Source organism: Mesorhizobium sp. NZP2234 (assembly GCF_013170765.1).
Lineage (GTDB): Bacteria > Pseudomonadota > Alphaproteobacteria > Rhizobiales > Rhizobiaceae > Mesorhizobium > Mesorhizobium loti_D.
Map to the genome: position 1 here is coordinate 163,770 of NZ_CP033364.1, position 15,842 is coordinate 179,611.

Genomic DNA, 15,842 nt, shown 5'->3' on the forward strand with positions numbered 1-15,842 from the left:
TGTCGAGCGATGAGCCTCAAACGCCCGCGTTCGCTCAAATGGAGCCTGGTGCTGCGCATCGCCTTGCTGCAATGCGCGATGCTGACGCTGATCATCGTCGGTATTCTCGGCGCGTTGCTCGCCACCGGCCTCATTCCGCACGACTATGAGGACGGCACGATGGACGTGCTGGCGGATGCCGTGGCGCGCGATACGGGCGGCAAGCTTGTGCTGCGCGAGACTTCGGATCTGACGAAGCTGCGATCCGATATCCCCGGCCTGTGGTTCATCATCCGCGACAAGCAGGGGCAGCGGCTGCAGGAAGGCACGGTGCCGGCCATCTTCCAGCCCTTCGCCGACCTGCTGGACACCATCAGCGACGCGCGTATCGACAATTCCATCGGCGAGAGCGCACCGCCGGATGCAAAGATCCGCTGGACCGAGACGGCCGCCGGCAATGTCCAGATCTTCACCGGCACCAAGGGTGGGCTTTCGCTGCTGCGCCTGCTCGGACAGGCGCCGCAATTCTTCCTGCAAGGCATATTGCCGCTGGCCGGATTGATGGCACTTGCCACGCTGTTCGCGACGCCCTGGGTGGTGCGCGGCGCGCTGTCGGGGCTTGGCCATGCGGCGGCCGAGGCCGAGCGCATCGACATCGACCAGCGCGGTGTGCAGCTGCCGCTGAAGGATGTGCCAAAGGAGGTCGCGCCGCTGGTCAAGGCGGTGAACGCCGCCCTCGCACGCCTGGACAAAGGCTATGAACGCCACAAGCGCTTCCTGACCGATGCCGCCCATGAACTCAGGACACCGGTCGCCATCCTCAACACGCGCCTGGCCTCGCTGCCGGCAACACCCGAGCGGGCCCGGCTGCTGCAGGACGCGGCACGGCTTTCGACGCTGACCGACCAATTGCTCGACCTGCAACGGCTCGACCGGCAGACTTTGCCTTTCGAGAAAGTCGATCTCGTGGCAATCGCGCGCGGCGTCGTCGTCGATCTCGCGCCGATGGCGTTCTCTGCCGGGTATGAAATGTCGTTCGAGCCGGCAAAGGACACGGTTTTCGCGACCGGCGACCGTACCGCCATCGAGCGCGCGGTGACCAACATCGTCCTGAACGCCATCGAGCATGGCGGCCGCGCGGGCAAGATCACCGTCAGCGTCACCGCTCCGGCCGTCATCGAGGTGCGGGACGAAGGCGTCGGAGTGCCGCCAGCCGAGCGCGAACGCATCTTCGAGCCGTTCTACCGGCTGCGCCCTCAAGATCACGGCGCGGGGCTCGGCCTCAACCTCGTGCAGGAAATCATGCAACTACATGGCGGGCACATCGAGATTTTCGATGGCAAGCCGAGCGGCGCCTGCTTCCGGATGAGTTTTCGCGCCTCGCCGACATAGCTTTGCCTTAACGAAAAAAAGCGTTGGCGGGTTTGACATCGCCGAAATCGTAACTAATTAAGTTGCATGAAACGCAACAGCCGGCTCTCATCCATCTTGCACATTCTCGTCCACATGGCCGAGAAGCCCGAACAGGCGCTGACTTCCGAGCAGCTTGCCACCTTCATCCACACCAATCCGGTGGTGGTGCGCCGCACCATCGCCGGCTTGCGTGACGCCGGTATCGTCACCTCGTCACGTGGGCATGGCGGCGGCTGGCTGCTCGGGCGCACGCCCGAAGAAATCTCGCTGGCCGAGATCAGCGCGGCACTTGGCGAGACGCTGCTGCCGTTCAGCACCGAGCCGGAAAGCCCCGGCTGTCTCGTCGAGCAAGCCGTGATCGCCGTGCTCGACGATTTCCGCATCGCGGCGGAGAGGCTGCTGGCGGAGAAGCTCAGCCGCATCACGCTGGCCGACCTGACCGCCGATTTCCGCCGTCGTTACGACCTCACCGGAGCCTCCAGCCATGCAATATGACCTTGCCGTCGTCGGCGGCAGCTTTGCCGGCCTGTCCGCCGCGATCCAGGCGGCGCGGGCCCGGCGCAACGTCCTGGTGATCGACGCCGGCCAGCCGCGCAACCGCTTTGCCGCGCATTCGCATGGCTTTTTCGGCCAGGACGGGCGCGCACCCGGCGCCATACTCGACGATGCAAGGCGGCAATTGCTGGCCTATCCGACAGCCAAGCTCATCCAGGCGCGGGCAAACAACGCCGTCGCCAACAGCAGCAGCGATTTCGACATCACCACCGATGGCGGCGAGGCATTCGGCGCCGCGCGACTGGTTCTGGCCACCGGCGTGCGCGACATCCTGCCGGAGGTTCCCGGGCTTGCCGGGCAATGGGGCAAGACCGTGCTGCACTGCCCCTATTGCCATGGCTTCGAGGTTTCCGGCGGGCCACTTGGCGTGCTCGCAACCGGCCCGATGTCCATGCATCAGGCGCAATTGATTGCCGACTGGGGCGACGTCACGCTGTTCGGCAACGGCCAGATGGAGCCCGACACCGAGCAGATGCACGCCATGGAGGCCAAGACCATCAGGTTCGAACCCGCCACGGTCAGCGAACTCAGCGAGGACCGCTCCGGCGGCCTGATCGTCCACCTCGACGGCGGCCGACAGGTTGGTGTCAGGGCGATGTTCACCGCACCGCGCAACACGATGGCGAGCCCGCTGGCCGAACAACTCGGCTGCGGCTTCACCGACGGCTTCCTCGGCCCGATAATCACGGTCGATGACCGGCAGCAGACGACAGTCGCCGGCGTCTACGCTGCCGGCGACGCGGCGCGCGCCATGCACAACATCGCCTTTGCCGTATCGGGCGGGACTTTCGCTGGCGTGTGCGCCCACCAATCCTTGGTGTTCGGCTAAAAAGCGACTTCGCCGCCGGCAATGCTGAGCCGCGCGCCCGCCTGCGCCAGCGCCGCGGCTACATCGTGCGGCGGCGCGCGGTCGGTGGCGAGTTCGGAAAAGCCGTCGAAGCCGCAGACCTGGACCAGGCCCTGGCGGCCGAATTTCGTGTGGTCGGTGACGACGAGCGAGCGCTGGCCGCGTGACAGCACCATGCGGGCGAATTCCGCCTCCTCCAGATCATAGTCCATGACACCCGTCACGGCATCGACGGCACCGGTGGAGATGATGGCATGGCTGACGGAGAAGCGGCTGACGAACTCGATGGCCGAAATCCCGAACGCGGCCCCGGAATCACTGCGCAGTTCGCCGCCGGCCATATAGACCTTGTTGCCGTTGATCGTGGCCAGCGTGCGGGCGATATCAGACGAATTGGTGACGACCGTCAGCCGCCGGTGGCCGAGCAGTTCCCGCGCCAGGAAAGAGGTCGTGGTGCCGGTATCGAGCATGATGGACTCGCCATCGCGGATGGTGGCGGCGACCATGCGGGCGATGACGCGCTTGGCATCGGCATTCTCACGCATGCGTCGCTCGAACGGCGCTTCGCCGATCATCGACGGCAGGCCTATCGCGCCATGCATCTTCAGCACCGACCCATCAGCGGTGAGCGGCTTGACGTCGCGGCGCACGGTTTCGAGCGAAACACCCAGCCGGTCGGCGAGGCTGGCAATGGTGACGGTTCCCTCTTCCTGCAGCAGCCGAAGGATCTCGCCGTGGCGTTTGGAATGGACCATTGGGTTTCCCAGACTTAGGCTTTTGACCGGTTTTAAGGTAATTCAAGCGCTTTTAAAGGGATCGACTTCTGGTTTCGGGCAAAATACCCAAAAAAAGTCACATCTTTTTGTTGACAACCGGGCAACCTTGGCGTGAAATCCGTTGATCGACAGGCGTTTCGGAGCTGCAACGGGAGGGCGATGGCAGAGCCGCAACTCACTGGCCGGGCAGTCTCGAACGTGCCTGGCGCAAGGAATTTTCAGATCCGCGGGGGCGGATGCCGGGATCAAAAACCTGGCCAAGGGGCTCGTCGGTGCGGTGCGGGATACCGATCCTGGCGTCCCGCACCGGCGAGATTATTTGCGCTTCTCCCCGCCGTCGCTGCGCTGTCCATGGCGCCTTGTCGAAGCCCAGCAAACCAGGGATGATCCCGTGATTGCCGAAGACCGCATCCGTGCCCTGCCCTGCTGGACCGGCGCCATCGAGATCGCCCCGCTGCCCGGCGGCCTGAGCAACGCCAATTATGTAGTCAGCGACGGTGCCGGACGGCATGTCGTGCGGTTCGGTCAGGACTACCCATTCCACCATGTCTTCCGCGAACGCGAGGTGATGACCGCGCGCGCGGCCCACGCCGCCGGTTTCGCGCCGGCGGTCCATTACGCCGAACCGGGCATCATGGTGACGGCGTTCCTTGGCGCCAGGACCTATCTTGCCGAGGACGTGCGCGCCAATCTCGGCCGCGTCGCGGCCTTGATGCGCGGCTTCCATCGGGAGATGCCCAACCATATTTCCGGCGCCGGCTTCATGTTCTGGGTCTTCCACGTCATTCGCGACTACGCGCGCACGCTCGAGGAAGGCGGCAGCCGCAAGCGCGGTGACTTGCCACGGCTGCTGACGCTGGCAGACGAGTTGGAGCGGGCGCAGAAATTGCTGCCGATCGTCTTCGGCCACAACGACCTTTTGCCGGCAAACATTCTCGACGACGGCAGCAGGCTGTGGCTGATCGATTTCGAATATGCCGGCTTTAACACGGCGATGTTCGACCTTGCCGGCGTCGCTTCGAACGCGGGCATGAGCGACGAGGAATCCTTCGCCTTCCTGACCGCCTATTTCATGAAGGAACCAGACGATGCGATCCGCCGCTCGCACGCCGCCATGCAATGCGCCTCGCTGTTGCGCGAGGCGATGTGGAGCATGGTGTCGGAACTCTATCTCGACGCGCCAGGCATCGACTACGTCGCGTACACCGAAGAAAACCTGGTGCGGCTCGACGCGGCGCTGGAAAACTACCAGACAAAATACGGGATCCTGAAATCATGACCTTGCCCAGCCAGGCCGCCATCGTCGTCATCGGCGGCGGCATCATCGGCTGCTCGACGGCCTATCATCTCGCGCGCGATCACAAGGCCGACGTCGTGCTGCTCGAACAGGGCAAGCTGACCTCGGGCTCGACCTGGCACGCCGCCGGTCTGGTCGGGCAATTGCGCTCGTCGGCATCGATCACCCGGGTGCTCAAATATTCGGTCGACCTCTACAAGGGACTGGAAGCTGAAACCGGTCTTGCCACCGGCTGGAAGATGACCGGCTGCCTGAGGCTCGCCACCAATGCCGACCGCTGGACCGAATACAAAAGGCTGGCGACGACGGCGAAGAGCTTCGGCATGGACATGCATCTTTTGTCGCCGGACGAGGTCAAGGCGATGTGGCCGCTGATGGAAACCGGCGATCTCGTCGGCGCCTCCTGGCTGCCGACCGACGGTCAGGCGAGCCCTTCCGACATCACGCAGTCGCTGGCCAAGGGCGCGCGCATGCATGGCGCGAAGCTGTTGGAGGATGTCCGCGTCACCGGTTTCGAGATGAAGGGCGGCCGCATCACGGCCGTTAAGACCAATCAAGGCGACATCGCCTGCGACAAGGTGGTGAACTGCGCCGGCCAATGGGCGCGGCAGGTGGGCGCCATGGCCGGCATCAATGTCCCGCTACAGCCGGTGAAGCACCAATACATCATCACCGAGAAGATCGATGGACTGGCGACCGACGCGCCGACGCTGCGCGACCCCGACCGGCGCACCTATTTCAAGGAGGAGGTCGGCGGGCTGGTGATGGGCGGCTATGAGCCCAACCCGCAGGCATGGACGACGGGTGACGTGCCCGACGACTGGGAATTCCGGCTGTTCGACGACGACTACGACCATTTCGAACAGCACATGACACAGGCGATCGCGCGGGTGCCGGCGCTGGAAACCGTCGGCGTCAAGCAGATGATCAACGGACCGGAAAGCTTTACGCCGGACGGCAATTTCATTCTCGGCACGGCACCCGAATGCGCCAACATGTTCGTCGGCGCCGGCTTCAACGCCTTCGGCATCGCGTCCGGCGGCGGCGCCGGCTGGGTGCTGGCGCAGTGGGTGGTCGACGGCGAGGCGCCGCTCGACCTGTGGGTGGTCGACATTAGACGGTTTTCCGCCCTGCACCGCGACCGGCAATGGGTGTGCGAGCGCACGCTGGAGGCCTATGGCAAGCACTATACGATCGGCTTCCCGCACGAGGAATATGCCAGCGGCCGGCCGCGCATCATCTCGCCGCTCTACGACAGGCTGAAGCAGCGGCGCGCGGTATTCGGCTCCAAGCTCGGCTGGGAGCGGCCGAACTGGTTCGCGCCCGAAGGCGTCGAGCCACACGACATCTATTCCATGGGCCGGCAGAACTGGTTCGCGGCGGTCGGCGACGAACACCGGCATGTGCGCGAGCATGTCGGCATCTTCGACCAGTCGTCCTTCGCCAAATACGAGCTGAGCGGACCCGATGCGGCCAAGGCGCTGGACTGGATCTGCGCCAACGATGTCAGCAAGCCGGTCGGCCGGCTGACCTACACCCAGCTTCTCAACACGCGCGGCGGCATAGAGGCCGACCTGACCGTGGCGCGGCTGGCCGAGGACAAATTCTATATCGTCACCGGCACCGGTTTCCGCACGCATGACGCCTCCTGGATCCGCGACCATATCGACGAGGGCCTCGATGCCAACCTGACCGATGTCACCGAGGAATTCGGCACGCTGTCGCTGATGGGACCGCGCGCCCGCGATGTGCTTTCCGCGGTGACCGAGGCCGATGTGTCGAACACGGCATTCCCGTTCGGCCATGTGCGCGAGATCGCCATTGCCGGCCACACGGTGCGGGCGCTGCGCGTCACTTATGTGGGCGAACTCGGCTGGGAATTGCATGTGCCGATCGCGGCCACTGGTGAAGTCTTCGACGCATTGACGGCGGCGGGCGAGAAGCACCGCATCCGCCCGGTCGGCTACCGGGCGCTGGAATCGCTGCGCCTGGAAAAGGGCTACCGCGCCTGGGGCTCCGACATCACGCCCAACGACACGCCGCAGGAAGCCGGGCTCGGCTGGGCGGTCAAGCTGCGCAAGAACACCGATTTCGTCGGACGGCGCGCGCTCGAGAAACTCGATGGCATGCCTTTGAAGAAGCGCTTTGCCGGCTTCACGGTCGACAATCCGGAGATCGTGCTGCTCGGCCGGGAGACCATCCTGCGCGATGGCGAGCCGGTCGGTTACCTGACCAGCGGCGGCTATGGCTACACGATCGGCAGGAATATCGGCTACGGCTATGTGCGCAACGGCGACGGGGTGAGCGACGATTTCCTCGCCTCGGGCGACTATGAACTGGTGGTCGCTATGGAGCGGACGCCGGCCAAGATCCATCTCGAGCCGATGTACGATCCAGCGGCGGAGAGGGTAAAGGCCTAGATAAGGTTCATCGGTTCACGGAAACGCCGAACCGCCTCTTTGTGTTGACGCAATTCCCAAGGGAAAACAGCGACACGGTTTTTCCTGGAATTGCTTCAGTTTACCCGCAGGACAAGGCCCCGGCTGGGCACGGTGTCGGCCTCGCCTGGCATGGAGACGTAAGGGCGTGTCTCCTCGGCGCGGGTGACGATGCCTTGCGCCTCGAGTTCGGCGATGCGCGCTGCAAAACCCTGATCCCACAGCGTGTTCTTGACCGTCAGCACGATCACCCCGCCGGGCCGGCAGATGCGGATCAGGTCGTCCAGCCCTTCGACGCCGACATGGCCCGAGGTGAAGACGCCGGCCGAAACGATTCCGGCATAGGCATTGTCGGCAAAAGGCAGCCTACCGCCAAGCGCGAGGCAATGCAGCGCGGAATAAACCCCTTTGCGGGCGGCCTGATCCAGCATGCCTTGCGAGATGTCCAGCGCCTCGACTTCGGGATAGCCCGCAATGTTCAACCATTCACCGATGAGCCCGGTGCCCGCGCCGGCATCGAGCAGCGGCGCCAAGCCACGCGGCAGATGGCGGGCGAGCAAGGCGAGGCAGATCGTCGGATGGCGATAACCGGCGGCTGACATGTCGGCGTCATAGGTCTGCGACCAACGGTCATAGAGGGCGGCCACTTCCTCTGGCCGCTTCGACGCGTAGGCGGCGCCGAGTGCCCCATGATGTTTGCCGTCCACCATCGCCGTTCCGCCAGCCGCTCTCTTGCTCACCACGATCGGATGATAGCCAAACGGCGAAAATTGTGGAACCGTTGCGATGAGAAATAATCGCGTGGGGGCGCAGGCATGGTGACAGACGAGGCGCGGGCAGAACTTGCCGCCATTCCGGTGCTGGCCGACTATGCCGGACCACTGGACCGGCTTGGCGGCCTCACCAATCTCGTCTTCAAGGCCGGCGACTTCTGCCTGCGCATTCCGGGCAAGGGCACCGAGGAATACATCAACCGCGCCAACGAAGCGGTGGCGGCGCGCGAGGCGGCAAAGGCCGGCGTCAGCCCCGAAGTGCTGCATGCCGACGCCGGCACCGGCGTGATGGTGACGCGCTTCATCGCCGGTGCGGAAACGATGTCACCGGAGAAATTCAGGGAACGGCCGGGCAGCCCCGCCCGCGCCGGCGAAGCGTTCCGCAAGCTGCACGCGTCCGGTGCGGTGTTTCCTTTCCGCTTCGAACTGTTCGCGATGATCGACGACTATCTCAAGGTCCTGTCGACCAAGGACGTCGCCCTGCCCGCCGGCTATCATGACGTGGTTCGCGAGGCCGGGAGCGTGCGCTCGGCGCTGGCCACCCATCCCCTGCCGCTCGTCGCCTGCCATTGCGATCCGCTGTGCGAGAACTTCCTCGATACGGGCGAGCGGATGTGGATCGTCGACTGGGAATATTCGGGGATGAACGACCCGCTCTGGGATCTCGGCGACCTCAGTGTCGAAGGCAAGTTCGACGCTACGCAGGACGAAGAGCTGATGCGCGCCTATTTCGGCGGCGAGGCGAAACCGGCGGAGCGCGGACGTGTCGTCATCTACAAGGCGATGTGCGACCTGCTGTGGACGCTGTGGGGGCTGATCCAGCTTGCCAACGACAATCCCGCCGACGATTTCCGTGCCTATGCCGACGGCCGCTTCGCGCGCTGCAAGGCGTTGATGGAGACGCCGGAGTTTTCGCGGCATCTGGCGGCAATACGCCGGGGTTAGCCCCGCAATCCGGATTTAAATCTTATCCGTGCCGCCGTCCCAGGAACGCCGCGCACTTTTGGGCGACAGGCGTCAATTCACACCCTTCGGCACATTTTCGGGCGGCACCGTGGTGTCGACCACCTTTTGGCGGTGGAAAATGAAGATGCCGGCCAGAACGACGATGGCGGAGCCGATCAGGATGCGCGGGCCGGGGACGTCACCGAAGAACACCAGTCCGAACACCACGGCCCATAGCAGCAGCGTGTAGTGCAGCGGTGCCAGCGTCGAGGCCGGCGCCAGCTTCAATGCCCTGGTGATCATCAGATGGGCGGCACAGGAGACGATGCCAAGCAGGAGCATGGCGCCGAAATCGAGCGCCGACGGTGTCCGCCACGCGCCGATGGTCAGCGCGCCGCCGACCAGCAACGTGCCGATCGTCTGCCATGTCACAAGGTTGGTGTCGCTGGTGCCGCGCAAACGCCGGTTGAGGATGATGGCGAAGGCAAAGGCGATGCTGCCGACGAGGGCGAAGGCCGAGGATAGCGAGAACGCCTCCGAGGACGGCTTCAGGATGATCAGCACGCCGCAGAAACCGAGCAGGATCGCCAGCCAGCGCCGCCAGCCGACCTTCTCGCCCAGCAGCAGGTGCGACAGCGCCGCAACGTAGATCGGTCCGGCCATGTAGAAGCTCATCACGTCGGCGAGCGGGAGATAGACGACCGCGGCGTAGAACAGCCCGGTATCGGCCGTGGTCGCGAGCACGCGCAGGAGTTGGAGGATAGGCCGCTCCAAGTGGAAAAGCTTTGCGGGGCCCTGGTTGGCGATCATCGGGCCGAGCACGATGAAGGCGCCGACAGAGCGGATCAGCACCACCTGACCGACGGAGAAGCTTGCGACCAGCCATTTGCCCATCGCATCGTTCAGCGCAAACATGAAATCGCCGGCCAGCATCAGCAGAATGCCGGCCAGAAGAACGTTCCTGATTGTGGAATTCTGCGCCACGGGCTGCGTCATGCCGATCCCGATTCCTCCCTCGCGTAGAGCATTCCTGTGGAAAGACCGTCTTATACTTTCCTGGAATTGCTCCAGGCCGCGTCGTAGACGGAAGCGGCGGCTTTGACGAGGAGAAATCCCGAAATCGGCAAGGCCAGCACCGGGAATCGGCTGGCTCTGGCCCGTCCCAACCTACTTCGGTTGCGGCCTGACGATGATCGGCCGATAGATCACCGGCCGGTTCCAGGGATCGAAGTCCGGCGTGTTTCTCAGTTCCGCGCGGCGATCGAGATCAATGCGCTGCAGGCATTCGGCGAACGCGTCATTCTTCTTGAGAAAACCGTAGGACCGGCATTTGGCTTCGTCGGCGGCGCGTCGATCCTCCGCCGACATCGTCGTGCAGCCGGCGCAAAGCGCCGTCAGCGCCATCGCCACAAGAGTCTTGCGCCACATGGAACCCTCCTCGATTAAAAGTGGAGTATCACTGTAGACTTATTCGCGGACGGGCAAAGCGGCGAAGCTTGATGCAGATGCTGGCGTCCTATTGGGCCTGATGCCTGCGGTTCACCGCCGCCGGCCTGCCAGGCAGGGAAAGCCTGGTATCCTGCCTTGTCCGTTCCGCCACCACCTTGCCCCTGGCGATGACGCAAATGCGCTCGGCGCGCAGGCGCAGGGCCTCGATCGGATTGCCGGCGTCGAGGACGACGAGGCTGGCGCGCTTGCCGACGGCCAGGCCCAGATGATCCAACCCCATGATCGCGGCGTTGACGTTGGTAACCATGTCGAAGCAGCGCGCCATGTCGGCCGGGCTCGACATCTGGGCGACGTGCAGGCCCATGAAGGCGACGTCGAGCATGTCGGCGGTGCCCAGCGAATACCAGGGATCGAGCACGCAATCCTGGCCCCAGCCGACGCGGATGCCGAGCGCCTGCATTTCCTTGACACGGGTCATGCCGCGCCGCTTCGGAAAAGTATCGTGGCGGCCCTGCAGCATGATGTTGATCAGCGGGTTGGGGATGGCGGAAACGCCGGCCTCGGCGATCAGGGGCAGAAGTTTCGAGACATAATAGTTGTCCATCGAATGCATCGAGGTGAGGTGCGAGCCGGCCACCCTGCCCTGCAGGCCCAGGCGCTGCGTTTCATAGGCCAGTTGCTCGATGTGGCGCGACAGCGGGTCGTCGGTCTCGTCGCAATGCAGGTCGACCATCAGGCCGCGTTTTGCCGCGATCTCGCAAAGCTCGGTCACCGAGCGCGTGCCGTCCGTCATGGTACGCTCGAAATGCGGAATGCCGCCGACGATGTCGACGCCCATGTCCAGCGCGCGGATGGTGTTTTCACGCGCCTTCGGCGAGCGGTAAAAGCCATCCTGCGGAAACGCCACCAGTTGCAGGTCTATGTAAGGGGCAATGGTTTTCTTGACGTCGAGCAGGGCCTCGACGGCCAGCAAACGGTCATCGCAGACATCGACATGGGTTCGGATGGCGAGCAGGCCCATCGACACCGCCCAGTCGCAATAGGCGAGCGCCCGGTCGCGCACCGCCTCATGCGTCAGCAACGGCTTCAGTTCGCCCCACAATGCAATACCTTCGAGCAGCGTGCCCGAGGCATTGATGCGCGGAATGCCGTAGGACAGCGTTGCATCCATATGAAAATGCGGATCGATGAAGGGCGGCGAGACCAGATTGCCGCGGGCGTCGACCTCGGTCCGGGCGGAACTTTGCAGTTTGGGCTCGATCGCCGCGATCGTCTCACCGCTGATGCCGATATCGGCAATCCCGCCATCCGGCAGCGTGCCGCCACGAACGATAAGGTCGAAATCCATCTCTCGTCATCCCGTTCCAGAATCACCCAGCCATGGTGGCGTAAAAGACAGCTTGCCGCAGCCGTTTCTTTCGGCGATCGCGAAAGGTTTCCTCCCGCGGCAACTCCCTCTATAAGCCGCCTCTCGTCCACGCTGCGATCGGCTTCGGACTCAAGGCCATAGTCGCAAACCATGGAAGTCCCGTGTGAACTTCAACTTGCCGTTCCTGAAACGCGACGAACGCTCGATCGAGAACCAGCGCCTTATCGTGCGGCTGGTCAAAGAGTCCTTCGGACAGCATAAGTTCGGATACGGCGCCGCCATCCTGTCGATGCTGGTGGTGGCTGGCATGACGGCTGCAAGCGCCTGGATCCTGCGCGAAATCACCAATGAATTCGTGATCGACAAGCGGATCGACCGTGTCAACATGATTGCCGGCGCGGTCGCCGGGATCTTCATCCTCAAGGGCCTCGCCAATTTCGTCCAGGCCTACTTCATGAGCCGGGTCGGCAATGCCATCATCGCCGACCGGCAGCGCAAGATCTACGACCGCATCCTGGCGCAAGGCATCGAATTCTATCATTCGACCTCGTCATCCGACCTGATCACCCGCATTACCAACAATGCCCAGGCGGCACGCAACGTGCTCGACCTGATCGTCACTTCCTACGTCCGCGATCTGGTGACCCTGCTCGCCTTGATTGGCGTCATGATCTGGCAGCAACCGGCACTGTCGCTGATCTGCTTCGTCGTCGGGCCGCTGGCCATCTACGGCGTCAATCGCATCCTGAAGCGTGTGCGCAAATTCGCCGCCATGGAGTTCCGCTCGGTCGGCCAGATCATTCAGGTGATGCAGGAAACCGCGATCGGCGTGCGCGTGGTCAAATCCTTCAACCTCGAAAGCTTGATGCGCAAGCGCATGTACAAGGCGGTGGCGGACGTCGAGGATCGGGCCAACAACATCGCCGCGCTGGAAGCGGTGACCAGCCCGGTGATGGAGACGCTGGCAGGACTGGCGATCGCCGGGGCCGTCATGGTCAGCGGCTTCCTGGTCCTGCAGGGCGGCCAGATGCCTGGCAACATCATGGCCTTCATCGCGGCGCTGCTGCTTGCCTATGAGCCGGCAAAGCGGCTTGCGCGCGTGCGCATCTCGCTGGAAAGCGGCATTGTCGGCGTGCGCATGATGTTCCAGCTCGCCGACGAACCGCTGACCCTGGCCGAGAAACCGAGCGCGACGCCGCTTCGGGCCGGACCAGGCGAGATCCGGTTCGATGCCGTCAGCTTCGCCTATCAGAACGGCCCGCCGGTTCTCGACGGTTTCGACCTGACCTTCGCGCCCGGCAAGATGACGGCGCTGGTCGGCCCGTCCGGCGGCGGCAAATCGACGATCCTCAACCTGATCATGCGCATGTACGACCCGAAGAGCGGCAAGGTGCTGCTCGACGGCCAAGACATTTCGCATGCGACGCTCGCCTCGCTCAGGGAAAAGATCGCCTATGTCAGCCAGGACACGTTCCTGTTTGCCGGTACGATCATGCACAACATCCGGCTCGGGCGAGAGGGCGCGACCGACGACGAAGTGATCGCCGCCGCCAAGGCCGCCAACGCCCATGACTTCATCAAGGCGCAGGCGAAAGGCTATGAGACCGATGTCGGCGAGAATGGCGGCCTCTTGTCGGGCGGCCAGCGCCAACGCATCTCGATCGCACGCGCCATGCTGCGCAATGCCGAAATCCTGCTGCTCGACGAGGCGACCAGCGCGCTCGACGCCGAATCCGAAGCGCTGTTCCGCGAAGCACTGCAGCAACTGACCGAAGGGCGCACGACGATCGTCATCGCCCACCGCCTGTCGACCGTGCACCAGGCCGACACGATCGTGGTGCTGGAAGCCGGCAAGGTGGTGGAGAGCGGGCCACATCGTGCGCTGCTCAATCAGGGCGGGCTTTACCAGAAGCTGTATGAGTATCAGCTGATGCCGTGAGGGCCCTTTCCTTCTCCCCTTGTGGGAGAAGGTGGCCGAGCGAAGCTCGGCCGGATGAGGGGGTGCTCCAGCTTGGCAATGATGGCGATCTGTCACCCACCCCTCAACCGTCTCGGCGCTGCGCGCCGATCCACCTTCTCCCACAGGGGGAGAAGGAAGAATCGCTCTTACTCCGGCACGTGGCGCACCGCGCCCTTGTCGGCGCTGGTGGCGAAGGCGGCGTAGGCGCGCAGCGCGGTCGTCACCTTGCGCTTGCGCTTTTCCTCCGGCTTCCAGGCCAGGGCGCCCTTGGCCGCCATCGCCGCGCGGCGTGCCTCAAGCTCGGCCTCGCTGACGGCCAGGCGGATGGTGCGGTTGGGAATGTCGATCTCGATCGTATCCCCTTCCCTGACCAACCCGATCGTGCCGCCTTCGGCGGCTTCGGGCGAGACATGGCCGATCGACAGTCCCGACGTGCCACCGGAGAAGCGGCCATCGGTGACCAGGGCGCAGGCCTTGCCGAGGCCCTTCGACTTCAGATAGCTGGTCGGATAGAGCATTTCCTGCATGCCGGGACCGCCACGCGGTCCCTCATAGCGGATGACGACGACATCGCCGGCCTTGATCTCGTTGGACAGGATTGCCTTGACCGAAGCGTCCTGGCTTTCGAACACCCGCGCCGGGCCGGTGAATTTCAGGATCGACTCGTCGACGCCCGCCGTTTTCACGATGCAACCGTCGAGCGCCAGATTGCCCTTCAGCACGGCAAGACCGCCATCCTTCGAAAACGGCGTCTTTGCGGAACGGATGACGCCCGTCTCACGGTTGGTGTCGAGCTCGTCCCAGCGCCGGTCCTGGCTGAAGGCGACCTGCGTCGGCACGCCGCCGGGCGCGGCGAGGAAGAAATCGCGGACATTCTGGCTGGAGGTGCGCGAAATATCCCAGTGATCGAGCGCCTCGCCGAGGCTGGCCGTATGCACCGTCGGCAGGTCGCGGTTGATCAGCCCTGCTTCGTCGAGCTGGCCAAGGATCGCCATGATGCCGCCGGCGCGGTGGACGTCTTCCATGTGCACGTCGGACTTTGCCGGGGCCACCTTGCAGAGCACGGGAACCCGCCGCGACAGCCGGTCGATATCCTCCATGGTGAAGTCGACCTCGCCCTCATGCGCGGCGGCCAGGATGTGCAGCACCGTATTGGTCGAACCGCCCATGGCGATGTCGAGCGTCATGGCGTTCTCGAAGGCGCCCTTCGAAGCGATGCTGCGCGGCAGTGCCGTCTCGTCATCCTGTTCGTAGTAGCGCTGGGCGAGATCGACGACGAGATGGCCGGCCTCGACAAACAGGCGCCTGCGGTCGGCATGCGTCGCCAGCGTCGAGCCGTTGCCCGGCAGCGACAGGCCGAGAGCCTCGGTCAGGCAATTCATCGAATTGGCGGTGAACATGCCCGAGCAGGAACCGCAGGTCGGGCAGGCCGAGCGCTCGATGACCTTGACGTCCTCGTCGGAGATCTTGTCGTCGGCGGCCGCGACCATGGCGTCCACCAGGTCGAGCGCCTGCGCCTTGCCAGCCAGCACCACCTTGCCGGCTTCCATCGGTCCACCGGAGACGAACACGGTCGGGATGTTGAGGCGCAGCGAGGCCATCAGCATGCCGGGGGTGATCTTGTCGCAATTGGAGATGCAGACCATGGCGTCGGCGCAGTGGGCGTTGACCATGTATTCGACGGAATCGGCGATCAATTCGCGCGACGGCAGCGAATAGAGCATGCCGTCATGGCCCATGGCGATGCCGTCATCGACGGCGATGGTGTTGAACTCCTTGGCGACGCCGCCGGCCTTCTCGATCTCGCGCGCGACCAGCTGGCCGAGGTCCTTCAGATGGACATGGCCCGGCACGAACTGGGTGAAGGAATTGACCACGGCGATGATCGGCTTGCCGAAATCCGAGTCCTTCATGCCGGTGGCGCGCCACAGGCCGCGGGCGCCGGCCATGTTGCGGCCGTGGGTGGTGGTGCGGGAGCGATAGGCAGGCATGTTTTTTCCTTGGTGGCTGGCCGCGGCCAAAGCGTGGCGCGGCGGAGCTG

13 protein-coding genes are annotated in these 15,842 nt (G+C 64.2%); 7 read left to right on the forward strand and 6 right to left on the reverse strand.

Features of this window, described 5'->3' with window-relative positions; genetic code table 11:
• Positions 1–9 precede the first annotated feature (9 nt).
• The 3 genes from EB230_RS00765 (at position 10) to EB230_RS00775 (ending at position 2,776) form a co-directional block, all read left to right on the forward strand.
• Positions 10–1,371, forward strand: coding sequence for a HAMP domain-containing sensor histidine kinase (locus EB230_RS00765; RefSeq protein WP_056569650.1), 1,362 nt, complete (start codon positions 10–12; stop codon positions 1,369–1,371).
• A gap of 66 nt (positions 1,372–1,437) precedes the next feature.
• On the forward strand, positions 1,438–1,887 hold the full coding sequence (locus EB230_RS00770) for an Rrf2 family transcriptional regulator (RefSeq protein ID WP_056569647.1): 450 nt from the start codon (positions 1,438–1,440) through the stop codon (positions 1,885–1,887).
• Positions 1,877–2,776 (forward strand): NAD(P)/FAD-dependent oxidoreductase, encoded by a 900-nt coding sequence (locus EB230_RS00775; RefSeq protein ID WP_056569644.1) that lies wholly within the window; start codon positions 1,877–1,879, stop codon positions 2,774–2,776. The genes EB230_RS00770 and EB230_RS00775 overlap by 11 nt, the downstream gene beginning before the upstream one ends.
• Here the strand turns inward: EB230_RS00775 and EB230_RS00780 are convergent.
• Entirely contained in the window at positions 2,773–3,549 is a 777-nt protein-coding gene (locus EB230_RS00780) for a DeoR/GlpR family DNA-binding transcription regulator (RefSeq protein WP_056569642.1), read from the reverse strand. The two genes, EB230_RS00775 and EB230_RS00780, sit on opposite strands and share 4 nt — an antisense overlap.
• A 412-nt stretch (positions 3,550–3,961) precedes the next feature.
• Between EB230_RS00780 and EB230_RS00785 the strand changes: the two genes are divergently transcribed.
• A complete protein-coding gene (locus tag EB230_RS00785; RefSeq protein WP_056570409.1) occupies positions 3,962–4,849 on the forward strand; it encodes a phosphotransferase family protein in 888 nt (295 codons plus the stop codon).
• Positions 4,846–7,287: an FAD-dependent oxidoreductase gene (locus EB230_RS00790; protein WP_056569639.1), complete on the forward strand. Its 2,442-nt coding sequence runs from the start codon at positions 4,846–4,848 to the stop codon at positions 7,285–7,287. Before EB230_RS00785 ends, EB230_RS00790 begins: the two co-directional genes overlap by 4 nt.
• 95 nt (positions 7,288–7,382) lie before the next feature.
• Here the strand turns inward: EB230_RS00790 and EB230_RS00795 are convergent, their stop codons facing one another.
• Complete coding sequence (locus tag EB230_RS00795) at positions 7,383–8,015, reverse strand: class I SAM-dependent methyltransferase (protein WP_056569636.1); 633 nt, start codon at positions 8,013–8,015, stop codon at positions 7,383–7,385.
• 105 nt (positions 8,016–8,120) lie between these two features.
• Here EB230_RS00795 and EB230_RS00800 point away from each other — a divergent pair, with 105 nt between their 5' ends.
• On the forward strand, positions 8,121–9,023 hold the full coding sequence (locus EB230_RS00800; protein ID WP_056569633.1) for a phosphotransferase family protein: 903 nt from the start codon (positions 8,121–8,123) through the stop codon (positions 9,021–9,023).
• A 72-nt stretch (positions 9,024–9,095) separates the two neighbouring features.
• Here EB230_RS00800 and EB230_RS00805 read toward each other — a convergent pair whose 3' ends face one another.
• The 3 genes from EB230_RS00805 to EB230_RS00815 form a co-directional block, all read right to left on the reverse strand.
• Positions 9,096–10,019, reverse strand: a complete 924-nt coding sequence (locus tag EB230_RS00805) for a DMT family transporter (protein ID WP_056569630.1) — start codon at positions 10,017–10,019, stop codon at positions 9,096–9,098.
• 171 nt (positions 10,020–10,190) lie between these two features.
• A complete protein-coding gene (locus EB230_RS00810) occupies positions 10,191–10,451 on the reverse strand; it encodes a hypothetical protein (RefSeq protein WP_056569627.1) in 261 nt (86 codons plus the stop codon).
• A gap of 88 nt (positions 10,452–10,539) precedes the next feature.
• Positions 10,540–11,820, reverse strand: coding sequence for an amidohydrolase family protein (locus EB230_RS00815; protein ID WP_056569625.1), 1,281 nt, complete (start codon positions 11,818–11,820; stop codon positions 10,540–10,542).
• Positions 11,821–12,025: 205 nt separating this feature from the next.
• Here EB230_RS00815 and EB230_RS00820 point away from each other — a divergent pair, with 205 nt between their 5' ends.
• On the forward strand, positions 12,026–13,780 hold the full coding sequence (locus EB230_RS00820) for an ABC transporter ATP-binding protein (protein ID WP_056570407.1): 1,755 nt from the start codon (positions 12,026–12,028) through the stop codon (positions 13,778–13,780).
• 167 nt (positions 13,781–13,947) lie between these two features.
• Here EB230_RS00820 and ilvD read toward each other — a convergent pair whose 3' ends face one another.
• On the reverse strand, positions 13,948–15,792 hold the full coding sequence (gene ilvD, locus EB230_RS00825) for a dihydroxy-acid dehydratase (protein WP_172371041.1): 1,845 nt from the start codon (positions 15,790–15,792) through the stop codon (positions 13,948–13,950).
• Between the last annotated feature and the right edge of the window lie 50 nt (positions 15,793–15,842).